15 protein-coding genes are annotated in these 21,383 nt (G+C 69.6%); 8 read left to right on the plus strand and 7 right to left on the minus strand.

The features are described from left to right. Positions 1–32 precede the first annotated feature (32 nt). On the minus strand, positions 33–722 hold the full coding sequence (locus tag H6726_18770) for a CoA pyrophosphatase (protein MCB9659698.1): 690 nt from the start codon (positions 720–722) through the stop codon (positions 33–35). Between the two features lie 26 nt (positions 723–748). On the opposite strand from H6726_18770, the gene H6726_18775 reads away from it, so the two are divergent. After that, entirely contained in the window at positions 749–1,234 is a 486-nt protein-coding gene (locus H6726_18775; GenBank protein ID MCB9659699.1) for an EVE domain-containing protein, read from the plus strand. A 3-nt stretch (positions 1,235–1,237) separates the two neighbouring features. On the opposite strand, the gene H6726_18780 is transcribed toward H6726_18775, so the two are convergent. After that, a complete protein-coding gene (locus H6726_18780; GenBank protein MCB9659700.1) occupies positions 1,238–2,872 on the minus strand; it encodes an energy transducer TonB in 1,635 nt (544 codons plus the stop codon). A gap of 226 nt (positions 2,873–3,098) precedes the next feature. Here H6726_18780 and H6726_18785 point away from each other — a divergent pair, with 226 nt between their 5' ends. Then, positions 3,099–4,811 carry an FAD-dependent oxidoreductase gene (locus tag H6726_18785; GenBank protein MCB9659701.1) on the plus strand — a complete coding sequence of 571 codons (1,713 nt, stop codon included), beginning with the start codon at positions 3,099–3,101 and terminating at the stop codon, positions 4,809–4,811. A gap of 62 nt (positions 4,812–4,873) precedes the next feature. Here H6726_18785 and H6726_18790 read toward each other — a convergent pair whose 3' ends face one another. Both H6726_18790 and H6726_18795 read right to left on the minus strand, forming a co-directional pair. Beyond that, positions 4,874–5,833, minus strand: coding sequence for a hypothetical protein (locus tag H6726_18790; GenBank protein MCB9659702.1), 960 nt, complete (start codon positions 5,831–5,833; stop codon positions 4,874–4,876). Positions 5,834–5,837: 4 nt separating this feature from the next. Beyond that, complete coding sequence (locus H6726_18795; GenBank protein MCB9659703.1) at positions 5,838–6,944, minus strand: band 7 protein; 1,107 nt, start codon at positions 6,942–6,944, stop codon at positions 5,838–5,840. 665 nt (positions 6,945–7,609) lie between these two features. Between H6726_18795 and H6726_18800 the strand changes: the two genes are divergently transcribed. Together H6726_18800 and H6726_18805 are read left to right on the plus strand one after the other, a co-directional pair. Then, positions 7,610–8,635, plus strand: coding sequence for an Rpn family recombination-promoting nuclease/putative transposase (locus tag H6726_18800; protein ID MCB9659704.1), 1,026 nt, complete (start codon positions 7,610–7,612; stop codon positions 8,633–8,635). A gap of 46 nt (positions 8,636–8,681) precedes the next feature. Further along, positions 8,682–9,353 carry a hypothetical protein gene (locus H6726_18805; GenBank protein MCB9659705.1) on the plus strand — a complete coding sequence of 224 codons (672 nt, stop codon included), beginning with the start codon at positions 8,682–8,684 and terminating at the stop codon, positions 9,351–9,353. 1,510 nt (positions 9,354–10,863) lie between these two features. Here the strand turns inward: H6726_18805 and H6726_18810 are convergent. Then, positions 10,864–14,175 (minus strand): vitamin B12-dependent ribonucleotide reductase, encoded by a 3,312-nt coding sequence (locus H6726_18810; protein MCB9659706.1) that lies wholly within the window; start codon positions 14,173–14,175, stop codon positions 10,864–10,866. A 582-nt stretch (positions 14,176–14,757) separates the two neighbouring features. Between H6726_18810 and H6726_18815 the strand changes: the two genes are divergently transcribed. After that, positions 14,758–17,229 carry a 5'-nucleotidase C-terminal domain-containing protein gene (locus H6726_18815; GenBank protein MCB9659707.1) on the plus strand — a complete coding sequence of 824 codons (2,472 nt, stop codon included), beginning with the start codon at positions 14,758–14,760 and terminating at the stop codon, positions 17,227–17,229. A 16-nt stretch (positions 17,230–17,245) separates the two neighbouring features. Here H6726_18815 and H6726_18820 read toward each other — a convergent pair whose 3' ends face one another. After that, the gene (locus tag H6726_18820; GenBank protein ID MCB9659708.1) at positions 17,246–17,944 is read right to left on the minus strand and encodes a hypothetical protein; all 699 of its coding nucleotides are present in this window, start codon (positions 17,942–17,944) and stop codon (positions 17,246–17,248) included. 77 nt (positions 17,945–18,021) lie between these two features. Here H6726_18820 and H6726_18825 point away from each other — a divergent pair, with 77 nt between their 5' ends. Beyond that, on the plus strand, positions 18,022–18,600 hold the full coding sequence (locus H6726_18825) for an AgmX/PglI C-terminal domain-containing protein (protein ID MCB9659709.1): 579 nt from the start codon (positions 18,022–18,024) through the stop codon (positions 18,598–18,600). Between the two features lie 100 nt (positions 18,601–18,700). Next, positions 18,701–19,819, plus strand: a complete 1,119-nt coding sequence (locus H6726_18830; GenBank protein ID MCB9659710.1) for a DUF2817 domain-containing protein — start codon at positions 18,701–18,703, stop codon at positions 19,817–19,819. Position 19,820: 1 nt separating this feature from the next. Here the strand turns inward: H6726_18830 and H6726_18835 are convergent, their stop codons facing one another. Further along, positions 19,821–20,336, minus strand: a complete 516-nt coding sequence (locus H6726_18835) for a hypothetical protein (protein MCB9659711.1) — start codon at positions 20,334–20,336, stop codon at positions 19,821–19,823. A 51-nt stretch (positions 20,337–20,387) separates the two neighbouring features. Between H6726_18835 and H6726_18840 the strand changes: the two genes are divergently transcribed. Next, positions 20,388–21,158 carry an ABC transporter ATP-binding protein gene (locus H6726_18840; protein MCB9659712.1) on the plus strand — a complete coding sequence of 257 codons (771 nt, stop codon included), beginning with the start codon at positions 20,388–20,390 and terminating at the stop codon, positions 21,156–21,158. Positions 21,159–21,383 lie beyond the last annotated feature (225 nt).

A 21,383-nucleotide genomic window follows, 5' to 3' on the forward strand; every position in this document is an offset into this window, starting at 1 on the left:
CCGTGGGCGGGCGATCCACCGTGGGCCACGGCTCAGCCGCGCAGCACGTCGGCCCAGGTGAGCTTCCCGACGCGCGTCTCGGGAACGGGCGCGCCCACGGCCGCCGCGTAGACCTCCAGCATGTCGTACAGCACCTGCGCGGTGCCCCCGAACACCACGCGCGGTGCGCCGATGTCGAAGATGGGACACACGTAGCGCTCACCCCCGAGGTCCCAGGGGATGCCCTCGATGAACGGCTGGGCGAGCGTGCGGGTGAGGTCGAGGCGGAGCACTGCGGCCACCTCGGCCGGGTTGGGCACGAAGCGGTCGTGTGGCAGCAGCGCCACCGTGGGGTGCAGGCGGTAGTCCGACGTGTAGAGGGGATAGCTGGAGAGCAGACCCAGCACGCGCGCGTCGTCGATGCCCAGTTCCTCGTGGGCCTCGCGCAACGCCGTCGCGGTGAGGTCCGCGTCGTCGGGGTCCTTGCGCCCGCCCGGGAGCGAGATCTCCCCTGGGTGCTCGCGCATGCTGCCGGGTCGCTGCTGCAGGATGACCTGGGGACCGCCGGGTCCAACGTGCAGGGGCACCAACACACCTGCGGACATGTGGTTCGTGCGTCCCGGCAATGCCGGGAAGTGCACTCGTGTGCGCGTCGCGAGCACGTGGGAGAGCGCTTCGACGAGCTCGTCGGTGGGCGTGTGTGCGAGGGCGGCCGTCGCCGCGCGGCTGGGTGTTGCAGGCACCAGAGCCTTGTCTTACACCGCCCGGCATGGCGAAGCGAGCGAGAGAATACTGGCTGATGAAGAGCGAGCCGGATGCGTTCGGGATCGAGGATCTCGAGCGCAAGGGGCGCGAGCCATGGGACGGGGTCCGCAACTACCAGGCGCGTAACTTCATGCGCGACATGCAGGTGGGCGACCTGGCGCTCTTCTATCACAGCAACGCCACGCCCCCAGGCGTGGCAGGCGTCGCGGAGATCGTGAAGGAGGCCTACCCAGACCCGACGCAGTTCGACGCGAAGAGCAAGTACTACGATCCGAAGAGCCCACCGGCCGACCCGCGCTGGTCGCTGGTCGAGGTGGGCTTCGTGGAGCGCTTCGCGAACTTCGTGCCGCTGGACGTGCTCAAGGCGGAGCCCTCGCTGACCGACATGCGCGTCGTCCAGAAGGGCAGCCGCCTGAGTGTTCAGCCCGTGACGAAGGCCGAGTTCAAGACCGTGCTAGCCATGGCCAAGGCCAAGACCAAGGTCCGCTGAGGGTCACTCGCCGGTCGAGAGCGTGAAGGGGTAGGTCACGGCCACCATGCCGTTGTCGGGCTGCGGGAAGGTCCAGCGGCGCACCGCGCTGGCGACACAGGACTCGACGCGGGCGCTGCCGAGGGTGGAGCCCGCGATGGTGGAGGCCGACACCGCGCCGCTCGGGTTGATCACGAAGCGCACCGAGACCGTGCCCGCGAGGTCGGGCTGCGAGGTGAGCGCGCCCTCGTAGCAGTAGCGCACCTCGCCCAGGTGGCGGCGCACCACGCGCCGGATGGCGTCGGCGGCGAGGGAGCCAGTCACGCTCGGAGCCGGAGCGCTGATCTGCGGCCGGCGGGGCTCGCGGGGCCCAAGGCTGCCGTCGTCGCCTTCACCGTGACCGCCGCAGCGGGTCCCGCGGCAAGCGCCGTGCGTGCCGATGGGGCCGGAGCCGAGCTGCCCGGCGAGCACGCCGTAGTTGCCGCCGCGGCCCGTGCCCGTGAGACCCAGGCCACCCAGGCCGAAGTTCTGGCCGGCCTGCGGACCGGTGAGCGCACCCAGCGCGGAGATCTCGCTCGAGCCGAGGGCTTGGTCTGCGCCGTAGGGCGACGTCGGCCCGTTGAACTGCATGGCGGCGAGCACGGTGCCGATGGGTCCGGCGTGCGCCGCCGTCTCTGTCAGCGCGTCATGCGCAACCCGCTCGTCCTCGGGGTTCGCGTCGCCCCGGACAGCCGCGCGGTTGGTGGTGCGCGGCGCGTTCTCGTCGCCCATCTCGCCCTGTTCGCCAGGGGCCGAAGCCGAGGCCTCGCCGCCCTCGCTGCTCGACGGCGTGGTGTCGTCCGGCTGTGGCGCGTCGGTCTCGACCGGCGAGATGACGAACTGGGCGAGGCGCGAGTTGGGGTCCACCAGGTCGTTGTTGAGGCCAGCCACTGCGGGCGGCGTGAAGTACATGACGCCCAGCAGCAGGCCGACCATGGCGAGCACGGAGCCGGCGTAGGCCAGCGGAGACCAGTCCCAGGCGAAGCCGCCCGCGACCTTCTTGCCGGCGCGCACCGACTTGGCCACGAAGGTGAAGCCGCGGTGGCTCATGGACACCGTCGCGCCCGCCGGGATGGCGAACTGCTTCGCGCCAGCGTGGGCGAGGCAGGGCTCCAGCATGATGCTCTCGATCACCGTGCGCTCACCGTCGCGCACGAGCTCACCCGTGGCGCCCTCGGGGAACACCATGAACGTGCCGCCCTCGGCGACGAGCGTGATGGGCAGGCGCGTCGCGCCGAGCACCTCGGGCGTGAGCAGGAAGTCGACGGGCTCGTCCTTGCCCTGCGCCTCGCCGACGTAGAACGAACGCGCTGGGCTGAGGTGGTCGACGTGCAGCACGGAGCGGCCCCACATCACCATCACCTCGAGCGCCTGCTGCGCGCTCTCCACCTCGTTCGCGTCCACCGGAGGGCCGCTCGCGGCGATGCCGTACACGAGGCGCTCCGGGTCGACCCCGCTCAGATCCAGCTCGGGCTCGGCGGCGCGTGCCACGGCGGTGCTCGGCGCGAAGGGGTTGGGCAGGGCCACCCGCTTGGCCGCACCGAAGGGGTTCGCGGGGACGGGCGCGACACCAACGGCGCGCGGGGTGGTGGTGGGGATGGGCGGGGTGTGGTGGGACACGGGGCTACTCCAGTCAGCCGTCTCCGGCGTTGTCGACCAGCGCTCGTGCCAGTCGGTTCTGGGAGTTCTGACAGCGCCCTCCACCCAAGGTTCCGCACGACGTGCATTTCGTGTGCGGCGTGTTCGGAGGTGCGTGTATGGTCGCGCCACGCGCGGGCGCCCAGACCCGACTCGGCATGGGCAGCACGACGCGGGACACGCAGGACACGCAGGAGAGGACACAGCGATGCCACGTTCCAAGTTGATGATGCGAGTGCGGGCCGCCCTGGCCCATGGAGTGGACGGTAGGCGCGCGCCGCGCGAGGTGCCGCTCGACGCGCTGCCCATGAGCCGTCGCCGCTTCATCGAGGGTTCGCTCGCGACCTTGAGCACGCTGGCCGTGGGCCCGACGCTCGCGGGCTGCAGCGGCCGCTCGACGCTGCCGCGCGGGGGCACACCGCGCGTCGTGGTGGTCGGCGCGGGCATGGCCGGCCTGCACTGCGCGCTGCAGCTCGAGGCGCTCGGGCTGAGCCCGCAGGTGTTCGAGGCCTCACGACGCGTGGGCGGGCGCATGCACTCGCTGCGCGGGCACTTCGCCAACGGCCAGGTGTGCGAGCTCGGGGGCGAGCTGATCGACACGGGCGATCGCGTGATGCACGCGCTGGCCGCCGAATTCGACATCGCGCTCGACGATCGCACCGAGGCCGCGCGTGGCCTGCGTGAGGCGGAGACGTGGTACTTCGAGGGTCGGCACGTGCCGAGCGAGGAGGTGTTCGAGCGCTTCCGCCCGACGGCGCAGTTCATCGCGAGCGAGATGCAGGGCATTGAGGAAGAAGAGAACGCCGATCGCTTCGCGCGGCTGAACAACATGCCGCTCTCGGAGTGGCTCGCGACCAACGTCGAGGACACGTTGGTGCGTGCGCTGCTCGACGCCGCATACGAGGCGGAGTACGGGCTCGAGTGCAGCAACCAGAGCGCGCTCAACCTGCACTACCTGATCGACTACGAGAACCAGGAGCACTTCCGCATCTTCGGCGACTCGGACGAGCGCTTCCACACGCACGCGGGGAACGACACGTTCATAGAGGCCATCCACAGCCGGCTGAGCGGGACCGTGGCGCTCGGTCACGTCCTCACCGCCGTCGAGGAGCACGCCGACGGGACCTTCACCGCGCACTTCGACCAAGGGGGCACGCCCGTGTCCGCCACGTGCGACCACCTGGTGCTCGCCATCCCGCTCACGACGGCGCGCAACGTGGACTTCCAGCTGGAGATGCCCGAGTGGAAGGCGCGGCTCATCCGCGAGATCGGCTACGGCACGTGCTCGAAGATCATGCTGGGCTACGACCAGCGGGTGTGGCGCACGCAGCACAGCGCGATGGGTAGCTCCACCAGCGAGCTGCAGTTCGGCCAGACGTGGGAGACCTCCGTGGGGCAGGCGGGCGACAACGGCATCCTGACCGTCTACGCGGGCGGCGCGCCGGGGCTGCGCAACATCGAGGGCGAGACGCACGAGCGGGCGCGCGCGATCGTGCAGCAGATCGACACGATCTATCCCGGCACGGCCGCGGTCTACACGGCCGACAGCGCCGTCCGCATGGCGTGGCCCACCATGCCCTACGCCCTGGGCGCGTTCGTCTGCTACCAGCCGGGGCAGTACGACTTCTACGGGCTCGAGGGGAAGCGCGTGCGCAACATGCACTTCGCGGGGGAGCACGCGTCCACCGAGAAGCAGGGCTTCATGGAGGGCGCGGCCGAGTCGGGCGCGCTCGTGGCGTGCGAGATCGCGCGCGACCTGGGCTTGCCGCTCACGCCGCTCGCCGAGCGCATCCTGGGCGAGCGCCTGACCATCCCGCAGCCGGCGTACTTTGCGGAGTCCATGGTGGGGCTGCGCAAGCACGACGTGCGGCGCGTGGCTCGGGCTATGCGCGCGCAGCGCGGCTTGCGCTTCGCGGGCTGACACCAACTCTCGCTGCGGCCTGGGCCCGCCGTAGGCCCCGACGGCGCGACCAGGCGCATCCCCTACATGGACTGCTGGCCCGTCACCGGTGCGTGGGTGGCGGTGGTGGCCTCGGCCTTCGGCACCACCAGGCGGAGCGTGCGCGGCGCCACGCGGATGGTCACGCTCTGGCCCGAGCTGAACTCGACGCGGTCGCTCTCGATGCCGTCCGCAAAGAGCGTGCCCCCCTCGCCCATCTCGCTGACGACCTGCAGCGTCTCGCCCTCCTGCACGATGCCGAAGTTGAGCGTGGTGCCCGTGGCGACGCTGGGAAAAGGCTCACGCACGAACCACGCGAGCTTGGGCGCGGAGGGCTCGGGGAGCGGCTCGGTGATGCCGCGCTGCTCCGCGATGGAGCGCGCCCAGCCAGTGGAGCCCGTCCCCGTCGCGCAGATCATGCCCGACGACGAGTGCCGCTCCGTGTGACCATTGACCGTGAGCTGGTAGCGCGACGATTGGTGTGTCTGGTGGCCCAGGTAGATCTCGTTGAGCGCGAGCAGCCGCTGCCCGTCTTCGCGCAGCGCTTCGGCCATGGTACGCGGGCGCACCGCGAAGCCCCCCTCCCCGCTCGCGGCGAACTCGAGCAGCGGGAGCGTGGCCTCGGGCGGGAAGCGACACAGCACGCCGTCGTAGGTCGACGGGTCGGGGTTGATGCCGATCGCCAGCTGTCCGTCGAGGTACTTGGCTACGTTGGGGACGAGCCCATCCTGGCCGACCATGATGATCACGTCGTCCGGAGAGAACAGGAAGCGGTCGAGCTCGTCACGGTCGACGCGCGCGTACTTCTGATCGGCGGGGAGCGCCTTCAGCACCGCGGACAAGCCGTTGCTCACCCCCGCGTGGATGCGCTCGAGAGGCTCGATGGATTGTCCACGGGTCGAAAGGTAGAACTTGGCCTGCCCGTGCGTACCGTGTCGCTGGAGCAAGAGCTCGAGCGGTGTCTTGCGGGTGACGACGACGATGCGGGCGACGCGCTTGGCCATCGCCTCAGGACCCGGCGCGGTCCGTGGCCAGCTCCTGCACCAGCGTCTTGAGCAGGTCGGGCGTCAGGTTGAGGTGGTTGATCTTGTCCAGCTTGGCCGCAGCCGCTTGCACGGCGAACGCGGTCGACACGCGCTGAGGGGTCTTCTCCCAGAGGGCGACGCGCTCCGTCTCGCGCTGCTGCTCGAGGTCGTTCCACAACTTGCGGGCAGCCGTCTCGCCCTGAGCGCGCAGCAGGAAGTCGCGCGCGTGCGCGTCGGCCAGCAGCTTGCTCTTCTCGGTCTCCGCCTTGGCCAGCGTGAGGTTGCGGCGCGCGTCGGCCTCGGCGGTGAGCAGCTGGCGCGCGAGCTCCGCTTCCACGCGCGCCTTCTCGGTGGTGGCCACCTGCTGCACCTCTTGCAGCTGGTTCGCGCCGCGCTGCTCGATGAGCTGCCGCTTGCGCTTCTCGAGCTCGAGCTCGGTCGCCATCTCGTTCTCCTTGATGGCGCGCTCCTTCTCGACCGCGAGGGCACGGCGGGCGAAGAGCGCCTCGTCCGCCTTCTGCTGGAGCCCCTCGCGCGTGGGCGTCTGGAGTGCCTTCTCCAGCTCGGCGCTGGGTGCGACGCGTGACACCTGCACGGTCACCAGCTCGAGCCCCATGGCGGCGAGCTCGGTGTCGTTGCGCAGGGCCGTGTCGAGCGACGCGCGGATGTGCTCGGAGCCCCGCTGCACCACCTCGACCACGGGCGAGCCAGAGACGAACTTGCGCACGGGCTCGAGGGCCTTCTGGGACCAGAGGGTCGCCAGGCGATCGAGGGGCTGCTCGAGCCACACGCCACTCTCCAGCGAGAGCGCGAAGTTGATGCGGCTCGCCGCGCGCTGGTGGTCCGTCACGCGGTACGCGAGCGTGCACTGCACGTTGACCTCCTGGAAGTCGGCGGAGCGCTCGTTGAGCATGAAGGTGGTCTCGCAGTCCTCGACCGGCACCTGCGCCACCGCGGCGGACAGGGGGTTGAAGAAGTACGCGATGCCCGCCCCGCTCTTGACCACCTTGCCACCCTTGTAGTGCAGGATGAACTGGTTGGGCTCGGAGCGCAGATGCCGCAAGAAGCCGAATCGACTGACGTTCGCCATGGACCACCTTCGTACGCGGGCGGGCGGGGCCGCCTGGTTGGTCGATGGTACGCGAGGGGGGTGGGGGTGACTACCCTGCTACGGGCGCAACTTGGTCCGACGTCCGCTTTGTCGCGACTGCTGGCTGGTCGCCGGGTCGAGGCGGGGCGGGTCTCGCGGCGGGCCCGGTCGCGCAGGCGCTCCCTGCGGTGCCTCCCCGCTTTCGGCGCGTCGCTGCGCGCCGCTTGAAAGCGGGACCCCCCGACACCCTTGCGGAGACCCGCCCTGCCTCGACCCGGCAGCGTGCTCGGTTCGGGAGCGGGTGGGGTCCGTGGGTGGGCCGCGGGTGGCCCCCACTGGGCGCGTCGGTGGGCTCGTGGGGCCGGGACCGAGCGCGTCGGGGCGCGTGGTGGCGGGTGGTGAGAACGGACACGCACGGAAGTGCGTCTGAGGCGTATGGGGTGGGTCGCTCGTCGCCGCGGAGCGCGCCGGGAGGCTCGTGGTGCCTCGGATGAGGTGCGTGGCGTGTGTGAGGGCGCCGGGCACCAGGACTCGCCGAAGTGGAGGCTGCGCGCAATCGTGGTCGGTGTGGAACGACAAGGGGGTTCGTCGGGCGGTTGGTGTCCGGCGAGCGAGCCTCATGAACCACCTGTGCACAGACTTCCCTCGTTCCCGCGAGCTCGCTCGTGGGTGAACACGACACGCTCTTCAGGCGTGTGTTCTCCGTCCCCGCGCATGCGGCGGACGAGTTACGGAGTGTGTTGCCGCAGGCACTGGTCGAGGCGGTCGACCTGTCGCGACTCGAGCTGCTGTCGGGTGCGTTCGTGAGCGACCGCATGGACGCGAGGTACGCGGACCTGGTGTTCCGCGCGCCGCTCGTCGCGCCTGACGAAGACGGGCAGGAAGAGTTCGCGTACATCCACGTGCAGCTCCACGTCGTCATCGAGCACCAGAGCCTGTCCGACGCGCACATGCCCCTGCGGGCGCACGAGTATACGCTCGGCCTGTGGCGCCAGATGCTGCGCGAGGAGCCAACCCGCAAGACACTGCCGCCCATCATTACGCTGGTCGTGCATCATGGCCCGGGCGGGTGGCGGGCTCCACGGACGCTCCACGAGATGGTCGATGGGCTCGAGCGCGCGCCAGCCTTGCGTCCCTACGTGCCCAACGTCGAGCTGCTCATCGACGACCTCTCGAGCGTCGACGACGCTGCGCTGCGCGCACGGCCGCTCGCTGCGGTCCCGAAGGTGGCGGTGTGGCTGCTGCGTGACGGGCGCCAGGTCGAAGCGCTGTTGGCGCGTATCCCCGTGTGGAAGGATCTGTTGCAGGACGTGTTCACCGACGACCCTGCTGTCGGGCGCGCCTTCGTGCGCTACATTTCAGTGCTGTCCACCGAGCGCACGTTCGATGAAATTCGGCGCGCCATCCTGGAACACGTCGCCGCCGCGGAGGCCCCCTTGGCAAGCATCGCAGAACAACTCAAACAAGAAGGGCGCCAGGAAGGGCGCCAGGAAGGGCGCCAGGAAGGGCGCCAGGAAGGGGCGCTACTCACCTTGCGACAGGTGTTGCGTACTCAGCTGGAGCAGCGCTTTGGAGCGCTCGGTGCAGCCATCGAGGCGCGCATCGACACAGCGACCCACGAGGAGCTGCAGCGCGCCGTCGGGCGGGTGATGGTGGCGTCCGACGCAGTGAGCGTCTTCGCGTCCCACTGAGCGGGACTCCCCGCGGGTGGTGGCTGGTGCTACCGTCGCGGCCGCCATGCGCACCGTCTACGACACCATCGAGCTGAATACGGGCTTCTGCGTCCCCGAGCTGTACCGCCGCATGGTAGCGGACGGGGTCACCCGCTACGGCACGAGCCCCGCTGACTGGAAGCAGACCTTTCGGCAGCGCGCGCTCGAGAACCCGCCCGCGCTCATGATGGCGTCGTCGCAGGTGGAGTGGTGGGCCCCCGAGGACATCGCCAACTGGGAGGTGCCAGAGCACTTCGATCCGGCTCACGGGTTCGTCCCGTTCGCGAGCACGGGCGCGGGCGACATGTGGTGCTGGTACCCCAAGGCCGGCCCCGAGGTGATCGTGCTCGCGCCCCACGACGAGAACGGCGCAACGTACTTCGCACCGGACACGGAGAGCTTCTTACTGCGCCACTTGGTGCAGGCCTTCGCGGAGATCGTCGAGGACGACGGAACGGGCTTCACCCACGAGCAGCGCAGCACCGCCGCGCATGCGAACGTCCGCACCCTCGCGCCCTACCTGAATGAAGGCTGGGTCACCCTGCTCGAGGAGCTGGCCGCACGCCCGCTGGTCCGCGACGACGCATGGGACTGCCTCGGTCTGCTCAGCCGCGACGAGGCCATCGAGCTCATCCACACCGAGCTGGCGATGGACGAGCTGGGCGCCTCCTTCCCCCACTGGCGCCTCGCGCGCTGAGTCCTCGGGGCGGGCCCGTGCAGTCGATCGACAACACGAAGCGCTCACGCTCGGCCGGGTTGAGTGACAGCGCGCGTGCGGTCTCCGCCGCGTCGAGCGGGGCGTCTTGACGATAGCGGGGAGGCGCCCCGGTCCACTCCGCGTTGGGCGGCCAGACGGGGAGCATCCAGTACCAGTGGGTCCCACGCTGCGTTAGCCGCCGCACGCCAATCCACGCGGCGATCTCCTCCCGTACGGCGGGCGCCTGCGGCCGCCGTACGGCCGCGCCGGGAGCTGCCTGCAGAATCCCCCGGTCGTCCACACGAAACGTCCAGCGGCCATTCACGCCCCACCCATCGCGCGCGGTGCCTCGCCAGGAGCCCGGCAGCAAGTGGTCAAACACCACGTGCCGGCCAGCGAGCGAGCGCGTGTCGAACTTGCGCAAGATCTGCCCCTCGACGTCTCGCCACGGGCGCCCCACCTGCGCGTACAGCCATCGCTCGACGGGTCCCAGCTTGTCGCTGAAGTCCCGCCAGACGGTCCGACGTTTCCCCGGGACGTCCGCGTCCCAGCTGTCGGGGTCACGTGCCCAGCGGGCGACCTGCGGCCTCACCTTCGCCCGCAGCTGGGCATTCGAGTGCCGACGCTCCCACTTGTTGTACCGACTTCGGCCGCCCTCGATGACGGTCCGCTCCAACCTCTTGGTCGCCATGACGACCTCCTCACTCACTACGCACCACTGCACACCTCCGCAGCAACGACCGAGACTCACGGCGCGCAACGGAGGGCACTCGAAGAGCCGGGACATGCACGTCCCGACAGACCTAGCGTCGTGTGAGCTCCAACATCGCCGCTCTCTCGGGCACACGCATCGAACGTCAACCCCCCATCGCGCACCACCGCGCGCGGTCACGTCCCGCCGCGATGGCCAACGTGGCGCGACACACCGGTCGGACCCGCACGGTCTCGATCGCGCTTGCGCTCTGCATCACGATCCTCCTCTCGCACGTGCGCGCGAGCGTGGCATGAGGCGTTCAAGCGGCGCTCATGGACATCGTGCACGCAGCGATCGGCGGAGTCGCGTTCGGGGCCCCGTTCGCCCTCGCCTCACCTATCGCGACGATGCACGGCGACTGGAACGAGCCCATCCACACGGACCACCGAGCCCAAGCGCGCAAACCGCCGAGCCCACGCGCGCAAATCGCCGAGCCCACGCGCGCAAATCGCCGAGCCCACGCGCGCAAACCGCCGAGCCGAAGCGCGCAAACCGCCGAGCCCAAGCGCGCAAACCGCCGAGCCCACTCGCGCCCTCGTCCGAGCCCCCCACGTACTCCCCGACCAAACCAGAACCCCACCCGCCCCTACCGCGAAAGCGACCCCACGGAAGGGGTCGTGGCCCGCGGGGCCGCGCCAGGGTGTCGGGGGGGCCCCATTTCACGCGCCAAAGGCGCGTAGAAATGGGGGAGGCACCGCAGGGAGCGCCAGCGCGACGAGCGGCGCGGCCCCGCGGGCCCGACCCCGTCCAGTGGTGTCAGCTGCAGCCCATCGAGTTGCCGCAGTTCAGGCACTTGTAGCAAGCGCCGTTGCGCACCGTGATGTGCCCGCACTTCTCGCACATGGGCGCGTCGCCCATCATCTCGCCCAGCTGCGCGTCCAGCGCGTTTGGCGCGTGCCCACCGCCCGCAAAGGCGAACGTCACCTGCTCGGCGGGCTCGATGCCTGCCGCCAGCGCCGCCGGCACCTCGCTGTGCGCCACGCCCTCGATGCGCTGCACCGCGTTCACGTCGGTGGGGTTCTCCAGCTCCGCACGCTGCTCCTCGGGCGGCACCTGGGCGAAGTCGTAGCGCTTCAGGTACTCCACCCCGAGCACGCGGAAGACGTAGTCGATGATGGACGTCGAGAACTTGATGTTAGGGTGCCCCTCGACGATGCCCGACGGCTCGAAGCGGGTGAACGTGAACTGCTCGACGTAGCTCGAGAGCGGCACGCCGTGCTGCAAGCCCATCGACACGCTGATGGCGAAGCTGTTCATCAGCGAGCGGAAGGCGGCGCCCTCCTTGTGCATGTCGACGAAGATCTCGCCCAGGTTGCCGTCCTGGTACTCACCGGTGCGCAAGAACACCTTGTGCCCACCGATGCGCGCCTCCTGCGTGAAGCCGCTGCGCTTCTTGGGCAGGCGGTGACGACGCGTCTCGGGCGGACGCAGGCCCTCTTGCGCAGCCGTGAGCGGAACGGGCTTGGCGGGCTTGGCGGCGACCGCAGGCGTTGCGGCCTTGGTCTCGGTCGCTTCCTCGCTGTCGTCCGAGCTGTTGAGCGGCTGGCTGCTCTTGCTTCCGTCGCGGTAGAGCGCGATGGCCTTGAGCCCCAGCTTCCAGCCCTCCATGTAGACCTGCTTCACGTCCTCCACGGTCGACTCGTTCGGCATGTTCACGGTCTTCGAGATCGCGCCCGAGAGGAAGGGCTGCGCGGCGGCCATCATGTACACGTGCGCCATCGGCTCGATGAAGCGCTTGCCGGTCTTGCCGCAGCGGTTGGCGCAGTCGAACACCGGCAGGTGCTCGGCGCGCAGGTGCGGGGCGCCCTCGATGGTCATGCGACCGACGATGACGTCGTTGATCTCGGTCAGCTGCGCGGACGTGAAGCCCCAGTGGCGCAGCAGGTTGAAGCCCGGCGCGTTGTAGGTCTTGGCCGGCACGCCCAGACGGTCGAGCGCCTCGGTGCCCAGCACCCAGGGCGCCAGCGCCTGGGACACGTCGAACACGCCGGGGAGCGCCTTCTCGGCCTTCTCGATCTCACGCTCGGTCAGGCCCTTGCTCAGCAGCACCTTGCGTCCGACGTGGGGCGCGTTGGTGAACGTGTTGGTGCCCGTCACGTACGAGACGATGTCGGTCACCTGCGCCTCGGTGTAGCCCAGGTGGCGCAGCGCCGAGGGCACGCTCTGGTTCACGATCTTGAAGTGGCCGCCGCCGGCCAGCTTCTTGAACTTCACCAGCGCGAAGTCGGGCTCGATGCCCGTGGTGTCGCAGTCCATCAGCAGGCCGATGGTGCCCGTCGGCGCCAACACGGTGGCCTGCGAGTTGCGGTAGCCGTACAGCTCGCCCAGCGTCACGGCCAGATCCCAGTCCTCGCGCGCGGCGTTGGTCAGGTACTCGGGCACCTTCGGGTCGTCGCCGGTGCGCATGGCCACCCAGTTCGCGTCACCCACCTGGTAGGCCGCGTCACGGTGCTTGTTCATGACGCGCAGCATGGCGATGCGGTTGCGCTGGAAGCCCGCGAACGCGCCCTTGGCTGCGGCCACCTCGGCGCTGGTCGCGTACGCGTGGCCGCACAGGATGGCGGTCAGCGCGCCGGCGATGCCGCGCCCCTGGTCGCTGTCGTAGGGGATGCCGAGGCGCATCAGCATGGTGCCGAGGTTGGCGTAGCCCAGACCCAGCGGACGGTAGTCGTGGCTGTTCTTGGCGATGCGCCGCGTCGGGTAGCTGGAGTAGTCGATGATGATGTCCATCGCGACCATCAGCACGCGGATGGCCTGGCGGTAGCCCGCGATGTCGAACTGCCCGTCGTCCGCCAGGAACTTGGTCAGGTTGATGGACGCGAGGTTACACGCCGAGTCGTCCAGGAACATGTACTCGGAGCACGGGTTGCTGGCGTTGATGCGGTCGGTGTTCGGGCAGGTGTGCCAGTCGTTGATGGTCGTGTCGTACTGCACGCCCGGGTCGGCGCACCACCACGCGGCCTCGCTGATCTTCTTCCACAGGTGACGCGCCTTGAGCGTGTCGCAGCTCTCACCGGTGGTGCGGAAGCGGGTCTGCCAGTCGCCGTCGGCCTCGACCGCGCGCATGAAGTCGTCCGTGACGCGCACCGAGTTGTTGGAGTTCTGACCGCTGACCGTGCGGTAGGCCTCGCCGTTGAAGTCGCTGTCGTAGCCCGCCTTGATCAGCGCGCGCGCCTTCTTCTCCTCGCGCACCTTCCAGTCGATGAAGTCCTCGATCTCGGGGTGGTCGAGGTCCAGGCACACCATCTTGGCCGCGCGGCGCGTGGTGCCGCCGCTCTTGGTGCTGCCCGCCGCGCGGTCGAACACCTCGAGGAAGCTCATCAGGCCGCTGCTGGTGCCGCCGCCGCTCAGCTTCTCCTGACGCCCGCGGATGGCGCTGAAGTTGGAGCCGGTGCCCGAGCCGTACTTGAAGAGGCGCGCCTCGTTGCGGACGAGCTCGTAGATGGCCATGAGGTCGTCGTCGACCGCCTGGATGAAGCACGCGGAGCACTGGGGATGTTCGTAGGCGTTGGTGGTCTCCGCCATCTGGTCCGACTTGGCGTCCCAGAACCAGTTGCCGCCCTGACCCTCGATGCCGTAGCGCTGGAAGAGCCCGCAGTTGAACCAGACCGGGCTGTTGAACGCGGCCATCTGGTTGACGAGCAGGTGGCTCAGCTCGGCCTCGAAGTTGTCGGCCGCCGCCGCGTCCGCGAAGTAGCCGCCGAACTGCTCGCCCGCCTCGCGCAGCGAGTGCGAGACGCGGTAGACCAGCTGGCGCACGCTGCGCTCACCGCTGTTCTTGTCGCCGTTCAGGCCCGCCTTGCGGAAGTACTTGGAGACCGCGATGTCGGTCGCCAGCTGACTCCAGCCCGCCGGCACCTCGGCACCCTTCAGCTCGAACACGGTCGAGCCGTCCGAGCTGCTGATGGCGCTGTCACGCTTCTCGTAGACCGTGGTCTCGAGCGGATCCTCGCCGGGGCTCGTGAAGCGGCGATCGACCAAGAGGCCGCCTGCCTGCTGCGTACGCCCCGCGCGGCGCGTGCCTTCCGTTTCCGACTTCTTGCTCTGCGTTTGCGTTTCAACAGCCACGATTACCTCCGAACGAACACCAACTACGGACACTACCAACCACGATCACGACGAAACCCGACCCATGTCAGCGCACCCCAGTTCACAGGCGCTCCACAGGATTTTCACCGCCAACCCACAAGTCAGAGGGGTGGTGCGGCCAACAGCACCACTACCCCTGGTAGGGGGAGGGCCGTTATCCGCCCGCCGGCCGACGAGGTCAAGCCCCCTTTTCGGCAAAGGCGACAACACCTGCTCAAGCGGGCGAAACCACTGAACAAAATTCTGCGGATTTCTCCCGCGGACGTCCGCTCGAGGCGATCTGCTGCGCGTCGCCACGCCGGGCAGGCGACCTGGGAGCGTGGCGGTGACGAAGGACGACATGGTGGGACCCTACGAGATATGGTGGTGTCACACAAAAAAATGCCCAACATCCAGTAGACGTGGTGAAACGGGGGTTGGCGGTGCGCGCCCCCGAGGTCTCCGACTCCGTGTGAAGATCGCCGGCCAAGCCCACGCAGACACTGGACAAATGATGAGTCAATCAGTGACGGATCGGGCCCTGACTTGCGCGCAGCCCCAAGGACGGGATATCTCCGCGGCATGTTGATGACCCCGCCCGGCGGGCGCCTTGCGCTCGCGCCATGGACGACCCCACGAGGCCTCGTGCCCTTGCTCGTGGCGCTGTGGGGGATCGCGGCGACCGCCCGAGCACAACCCGACGCGCCTGCGCCGGATGACGAACGGCCCCGTGACGAGGCCGCACGTCGCGACGCGGGCAGCGGACGTGTCCCCACGGCGACGCCTCCCTCCCTCGTTGCCTCCGACACGGCGGCGCTCGCCATGGCGGCCCGGCTCGTGGTCACCTCGGGTGTTGGGGGCCACTTCACCGAGCCGGTGTGCAACGCCGAACGTACGCTCGCACCCGCCCCCTTCGCTCACGTGGCGCCGCACCTCGAGACCCTGCGAGCACTGCGGCCCTTCGTCGTCGATACCGGTGGGCTGCTCGCGCCGAACGCCGTCTCCATGTACGCCGCAGCGCGCGCGCCCGACTCGTTCGCCCAGCTGATCGCAGAGCTCGGCTACGACGCGCTGACCTTCGGCGAGGGTGAGCTGTCCGCAGAGCGCGCCCCCCTGGTGGACGCGCTCCGAGCGCTGCGGCAGCGCGGCGTGCCGACCATCGCGAGCAACCTGCGCTGCGATCCCGACGTCCCCGAGGCGGTCGCGCTGTGTGACGTGCTGGTCGACGCCGAAGACGGTGTCCCGATGGTGGAGCGGGGCGCGGACCGCATCGCGTTCCTGACGTTCCTGGACGAGGGCGCGCTGCAGCGGGCCACCACGCGGCAATCTGCGGGTCTGCGGCTCACCCCCGTCGCCAGAGCCATCGGCCCGGCGGTCGTGGCTGCCAGGGCGCGAGGCGCGACATTGGTCGTGGTGGTCGTCGACGACGCGTACGGCGCGCAAGCCGCGGCCCGTGCGCTGACGCTCGCGCGCCAGCTGGACCAGGACGCCCGGCCAGACTTGATGATCGCCGCCAACGCTGGCTCGGAGCTGTTGTTCGCGCGGCCCGTGGGCTTCCGACCTGCTGTCGCGTCGGCCCCCCCAGGAGGCGGCGCGCGCATCGACGTGCGCCGCAACGACGAGGCGCACTCCCTCGACATCTTGGTGCGGCCCCTGGAGCCTGCCCCTGCGCCTGCGCGAGCCATCGGGGCCTTCATCGAGCGCTTTGGAGAGACGTACTGCGCCGCCTGGGGCCACGACCTGCCAGGAGGAAGGGTGAGCGAACCGTTGGACGGCGCTGGTCTGCTGCGCCTGAGCGGGAGCATCGTGCGCGAGCAGACCGGAGCCGAGGTGGCGCTGCTGAACCGAGGCCTCTTGGACCCGTCGTGGAGCCTCGGGACACGCAACCACCTACGGGCGAGCGACGTGCACGTGGCCATCCAGTACGACGAACCGCTCGTCACGGCGACCGTCAGCGGGACCTGGCTGCGCGACGTGGCCCGCCGTGGCGCCGCGCGGCCCGAGCTGCTGGCCCTCGGGCTCGCCATCACCAACGCGAACGCCAGCGACGAGAGCGTGACGGTCAACGGACGACCCTTGGAGTTGCTCGGTCGCTACCGCGTCGTGACGCTTCATTTTCTGGCCAAGGGAGGCGACGGTCTCCTGCCCGACCTCCCCACCCTCGACGGCCCTTGGGAGCCTGTGGTCGGAGAGCACGGAAAGCTGCGAGACGCCGTGCTGACGTTCTTGGAGAGCCCTGCGACGGACGACCCTCGCGAGCGGGCAGACGACCCCGCGGACCACCCGGAGTGGGTGTACGGCGTCGGTGGCAGCGTGGACTTCGGCGGCTCGTCCGTGCGCAATCAGGCCGAGTACGGTGACAGCCAGCTGCAACGCGCCAACACGGCCACCCTGGGGTTGCTGATGGACGCGCGCGCGAACACCAGTACCCCGAACTACGCGTGGGACAACACGCTCAACGTCCAATACCGACTGGCACGCACCACGGACGGAGACGGCCGCTACCTCGAGGGTGACGACCAGATCCGTTACCGCACCACCGCCCGCTGGCGTCGCTTCCGCGTGGCGAGTCAGGCGTGGTACGTGCCCGAGCCGTTCGTCGAGGGCTACGTAGAGACCGAGTTCTCCCAGCCCGCCGCGCGCGACTTCCGTCATTTCCTGCTGCGCACGACCGCTGGCGCACGCTTCACGTTGACCTCGATCCTCAGTGTGCGCCTCAACGCAGGCATCGAGGTCGAGCTGCTGGACCCCAACCGCAACGTGCAGCCCGGCGCGGGGTTCGTCGTCACCCTCGAACCCTGGACGGTGTTCGAGACCGATCGACAGAAGGTGACCACCGGCTTTCAGGCGGACTGGTTCGTGTCGGACCTCGGGGGCGACAACCGTCGCACGCTGCGCGGCACGTTCGATCTCTCGGTGGCGGTCATCCCCCGCTTCGCGCTCGTGATGGCGCTGCAGCTCTATGGCGTGCGCGCGGGGAGCGACGGCTTCGCCTACGCGAGCAACGTGACGGCCGCGGCGCGCGTCAGCTGGATGGGGCGGGGCATCCGCTGACGTGGGACGCGAGCGGTCAGTTCAGCTGCCCAGAAGCGCGCACCTCGAACTGGACGTTCGCCATGACCGCACCCTGCGGGAACCGGTCGCCTGGCTCGACGTCGATGGTTGCCTCGAGGAAGATCCGGAACTGATGTGAGATCGCCTCCAGGTGGTCGTTCAGCGCGGCCGTGCCGGTCGCGTCCAGGGGCACGCGCGCCATGGGCGTCTCGCCCGCGCGCACCGCGGGGAACGACCCCAGGTGCATCGCGCTGTCGACGCTGGCGGTCCCGATGGGGGCCCAGTACACCTCCACCGCGGGCAGGTCCACGTTCAGCGTGTTGCCGACGACGGCGTACTCCACGCCCCGGAGCGCGATGGCGTTCACGATGCTGAAGCGCTCCATCACCTCGCGCAGATCGATGTCCTGCTGCGCGATGGTGGCGGTCGTGGCGGCGGGGTCGCAGAGGCCCTCGGTGTTGCACTCGACGATGATGCCCGACGCCATGGGACACGTGCTGGCGTTGCTGCATGCCACCGAGGGCACGATCAGGCCGTCCGCAGTGTTCTCCTGGAAATCGTCGATCAGGGGTAGGTTGGACGCCGAGAATTCCAGCTCGCGGGTGATGGGGAACGTGACGCTCGCGTCGAGGCAGCCGCTCGTGAGCAGCGCCGCGCCCACCCACAGCGCGGACAGGAAGAGGCGGTCCCGGACAAGACGTCGAAGCTGCACCATCAACCGAGCATAGCAGGCTGAACGGAATCGGCGACTTTGCGGTCAGGCTCTCGGGCTGCTACAAGCGGCTGGATTCCATGTCTGATTCGCTTGCGCCGTTGCCCTCGTCTCACAAGGGGCTGAAGTTCGCTGTCATCGGGGGGGTGCTCGTCGCCGCCGCGCTCGCGTTGCTGTTCTGCTCCCCGACACCGGAGCAGCCCTCGGTGGTGCCGGTGCTGGACGCCGGCGTGGCGCCGACGACGTCGCAGTTCCACAACGAGTTCGAGCTCCCTCCCGTGGAACCGGATGCGGGCACGCCCGAGGACGCGGGGACCGTGGCGGAGACGACCATGCGAGCGACCATGCGAGCGGCGCGCGAGTGTGACGGAACCATCCCCGCGGCGGCGCTGCAGGGGGCGGTGTCGCGCTACCGCGGCCAGGTGCGCAACTGCTACGAGCGGGCGCTGAAGCAGAACAGCATGCTCCAGGGGCGCATCACCGTCACGCTCAGCATCGGCGCGCGCGGCAACGTGGAGAGCGCGAGCGCCAGCGGACCGATGCCCAGCTCGGTCAACAGCTGCGTCAGCTCGGTGGCGCGCAGCTGGCAGCTGGTGGCGCCCACCGGCGGCACCTGCGCCACCGCGCGCGTCCCGTTCAACATGACACCCACCAACTGAGGCGGGTGGCGCCGAGGCGAGCGGCGCCGAAGCGAGGCGCAGCTCGCGGCGACGCAGGCCGCTGTGGACGTGGCCACGCACCCGGTGTATGGCGAGCGACATGACGCCCACCGCGACGACGTCGCCGAAGACCCTCATCGATCCCCCGTTCTCCTCGGACTACCTCGCGTCCCGCGTCCGCTTTCGAGCTGCGGCAGAGGCGGCGGGGTTCGCGCTCTCGGCGCACGCGGTCGGGCAACACGGGCCACGCGGTGAGGAGCTCACCATCGACGTCGCCGTGCGCGGAGCAGCGCAGCCAGAGCGTGTGTTGGTCGTGTCGAGCGGCACCCATGGCATCGAGGGTTTCTACGGTGCCGCCGTGCAGATCGCGCTGCTGGAAGGTGAGCTGGCAGGCTCGTGGGAACCCCCCGCGGGCACGCGCGTCGTGTTCATCCACGCCATCAACCCCTATGGGTTCGCCTACATCCGGCGCGTGAACGAGGACAACGTCGACCTCAACCGCAACTTCGTGAAGTCGTCCCGCACCTACAGCGGCGCCCCCGAGGACTACGCGCGGCTGAACGACCTGCTGAACACGGCGGGCGCGCCCACGCGCTTGGACCCCTTCCTGGCCAAGGCGGGTGTGCAGCTCGCCAAGCACGGCTTCAACGCGCTCAAGAACGCCATCGCCCAGGGACAGTACGAGTTCCCGGAAGGCCTGTTCTTCGGGGGCAAGGGCCCGAGCAAGTCGCAAGAGCTGCTCTCCACACTGCTCCCGCCGCTGGTCGGGTCCGCACAGCGCGTGCTGCACCTCGACTTCCACACGGGGATGGGCAAGTGGGGCACCTACGTGCTGGCGGTGGACTTCCCCAACGACTCGCCGCGCGTGCAGCGCCTGCGCCGCGAGTTCGGCCACAGCGCAGTGCAGGGCCTCGACCCCAGCGGCGTGCTCTACGAGATCAACGGGAGCCTCGGCGGTTGGCTCCAGGACCAGTTCCCAGACATCGAGTACGACTGCATGCTGGCCGAGTACGGCACCCACAATGTGATCGAGGTGCTGACGGCCATGCGCGAAGAGAACCGAGCCCACCATCACTGCCCTCCCGGCAGCGCCACCCACCTGCGCGCCAAGCGACGCTTCAAGGAGGCGTTCATCCCGGAGTCCCGTGATTGGCAGCGCGGCGCCGTCGACGACAGCTGCCAGATCGTCCGTCAGGCGCTTGCCGCCATGCGGGCGTAGCTCAGGGGGCGGCGGCGCGCTCGCGTCGCACCCGCTCGACCAAGCGCTGGACGTCGGGTGACGCCGACGTGCGGGCAGCCTCTTCGAGGAGCTCGGCGCCCCGCGCCTCCTCGCCTGCACGGGTCACGATGGTGCTCAGGGTCGCGAGCGCGATGGCGCGCTCCGCCTTGCGCGTGAGCCCATCGCCCGCGAGCGCGCCCTCCAGCAGCCGTCGCGCCTCGGGCAGATCCCCGGCGGCCTCCGCCAGGGCGGCCTGCACCCACGCGCGCTTGGCGCGACACTCGGCATCCAGGAAACGGGTCGGGGTCTGGTCCAGCAGGCGCTTCGCGCCAGCGAGGTCGTTCCGGCGCAGCGCCGCGAAGGCCGCTGGGATACCTCCCTGACGCAGCCCGCCATAGCCCAGCAGCAGGGCGAGCCCCGTCAGCACGGCCGCGCGAGGGGCGTCCTGCCGGGCGATGAACGCGGCGAAGCCTACACAGGCCACCATCAGCACGAGGCGCAGCTTGGGCGAAAACACGCGCAGGGATAGCACGCTGCGCGGGGAAGCTGCTACACACGCCCCGTGGCGCTGTTCGAGCTACGCGGGATCACCAAGGCCTTCGGCGACCACCAGGTGCTCCGTGGCGTCGACCTCGACATCCACAAGGGCGACTTCCTCACCATCATCGGCGAGAGCGGCTGTGGGAAGAGCCTGGTCCTGAAGAGCCTGATCGGCATCCTCACGCCCGATGCAGGCAGCCTGCGCTTCGACGGCGAGGAGGTCGCGAAGTACAGCGACGCGCAGTGGACGCGGCTGCGCCCACGCATCGGCATGCTGTTCCAGGAATCGGCGCTGTTCGATTCCATCGACGTCGGGGAGAACGTGGCCTACGGCCTGCGTGAGGCCGGGCAGCTCAGCGAGGCCGAGATCCAAGCGCGCGTCGCGGAGTGCCTCCGGCTGGTCGGTCTCGCCGGTATCGAGCGCAAGTGGCCCGCCGATCTATCCGGCGGCATGAAGAAACGCGTGGCGCTCGCTCGCGCGACGGCGCTGCGGCCCGAGATCATCCTCTACGACGAGCCGACCGAGGGGCTCGACCCCATCAACGTGACGCGCGTCAACCGTATGCTGCTGTCGCTGCGCGCCGAGTTCGACATCACGACCGTGGTCGTGACCCACAACATGCAGAGCGCCTTCAACGTGAGCTCGCGGGTCGCGTTCATCCACGACGGAAAGGTGGCGATCGAGGGCACGCCCGACGAGGTGCGCGCGAGCCAGAGCCCGCACTTGAAGGACTTCCTACAGGCTTCGCGCGACCCCGTGGCGGACCACCGCGTCGCGCTAGGGCTGCCGCCGCGCTGACCGGGCGCCGAGCGCGCGTCTGCGTCGCGGGTGACCGCGCGGGCACGAGAAGGGGTGCCCGGAGCGTGCGATCCGAGGGTGTGAGGTGCGCCGCCGCGAGGACGGACACACGGACTCACCGCACGCTCCGGGCGATGGGGCAGACAGGTTGAGGAGCACCTCCTGGGTGAAGGGGGCGCGTGGCACTCGCCCTCCCGCGAGTGCCACGCTGGTGGAGACGGCGTG

The sequence above is a fragment of the Sandaracinaceae bacterium genome (genome assembly GCA_020633055.1).
Taxonomy (GTDB): Bacteria; Myxococcota_A; Polyangia; order Polyangiales; family Houyiibacteriaceae; genus JADJJE01.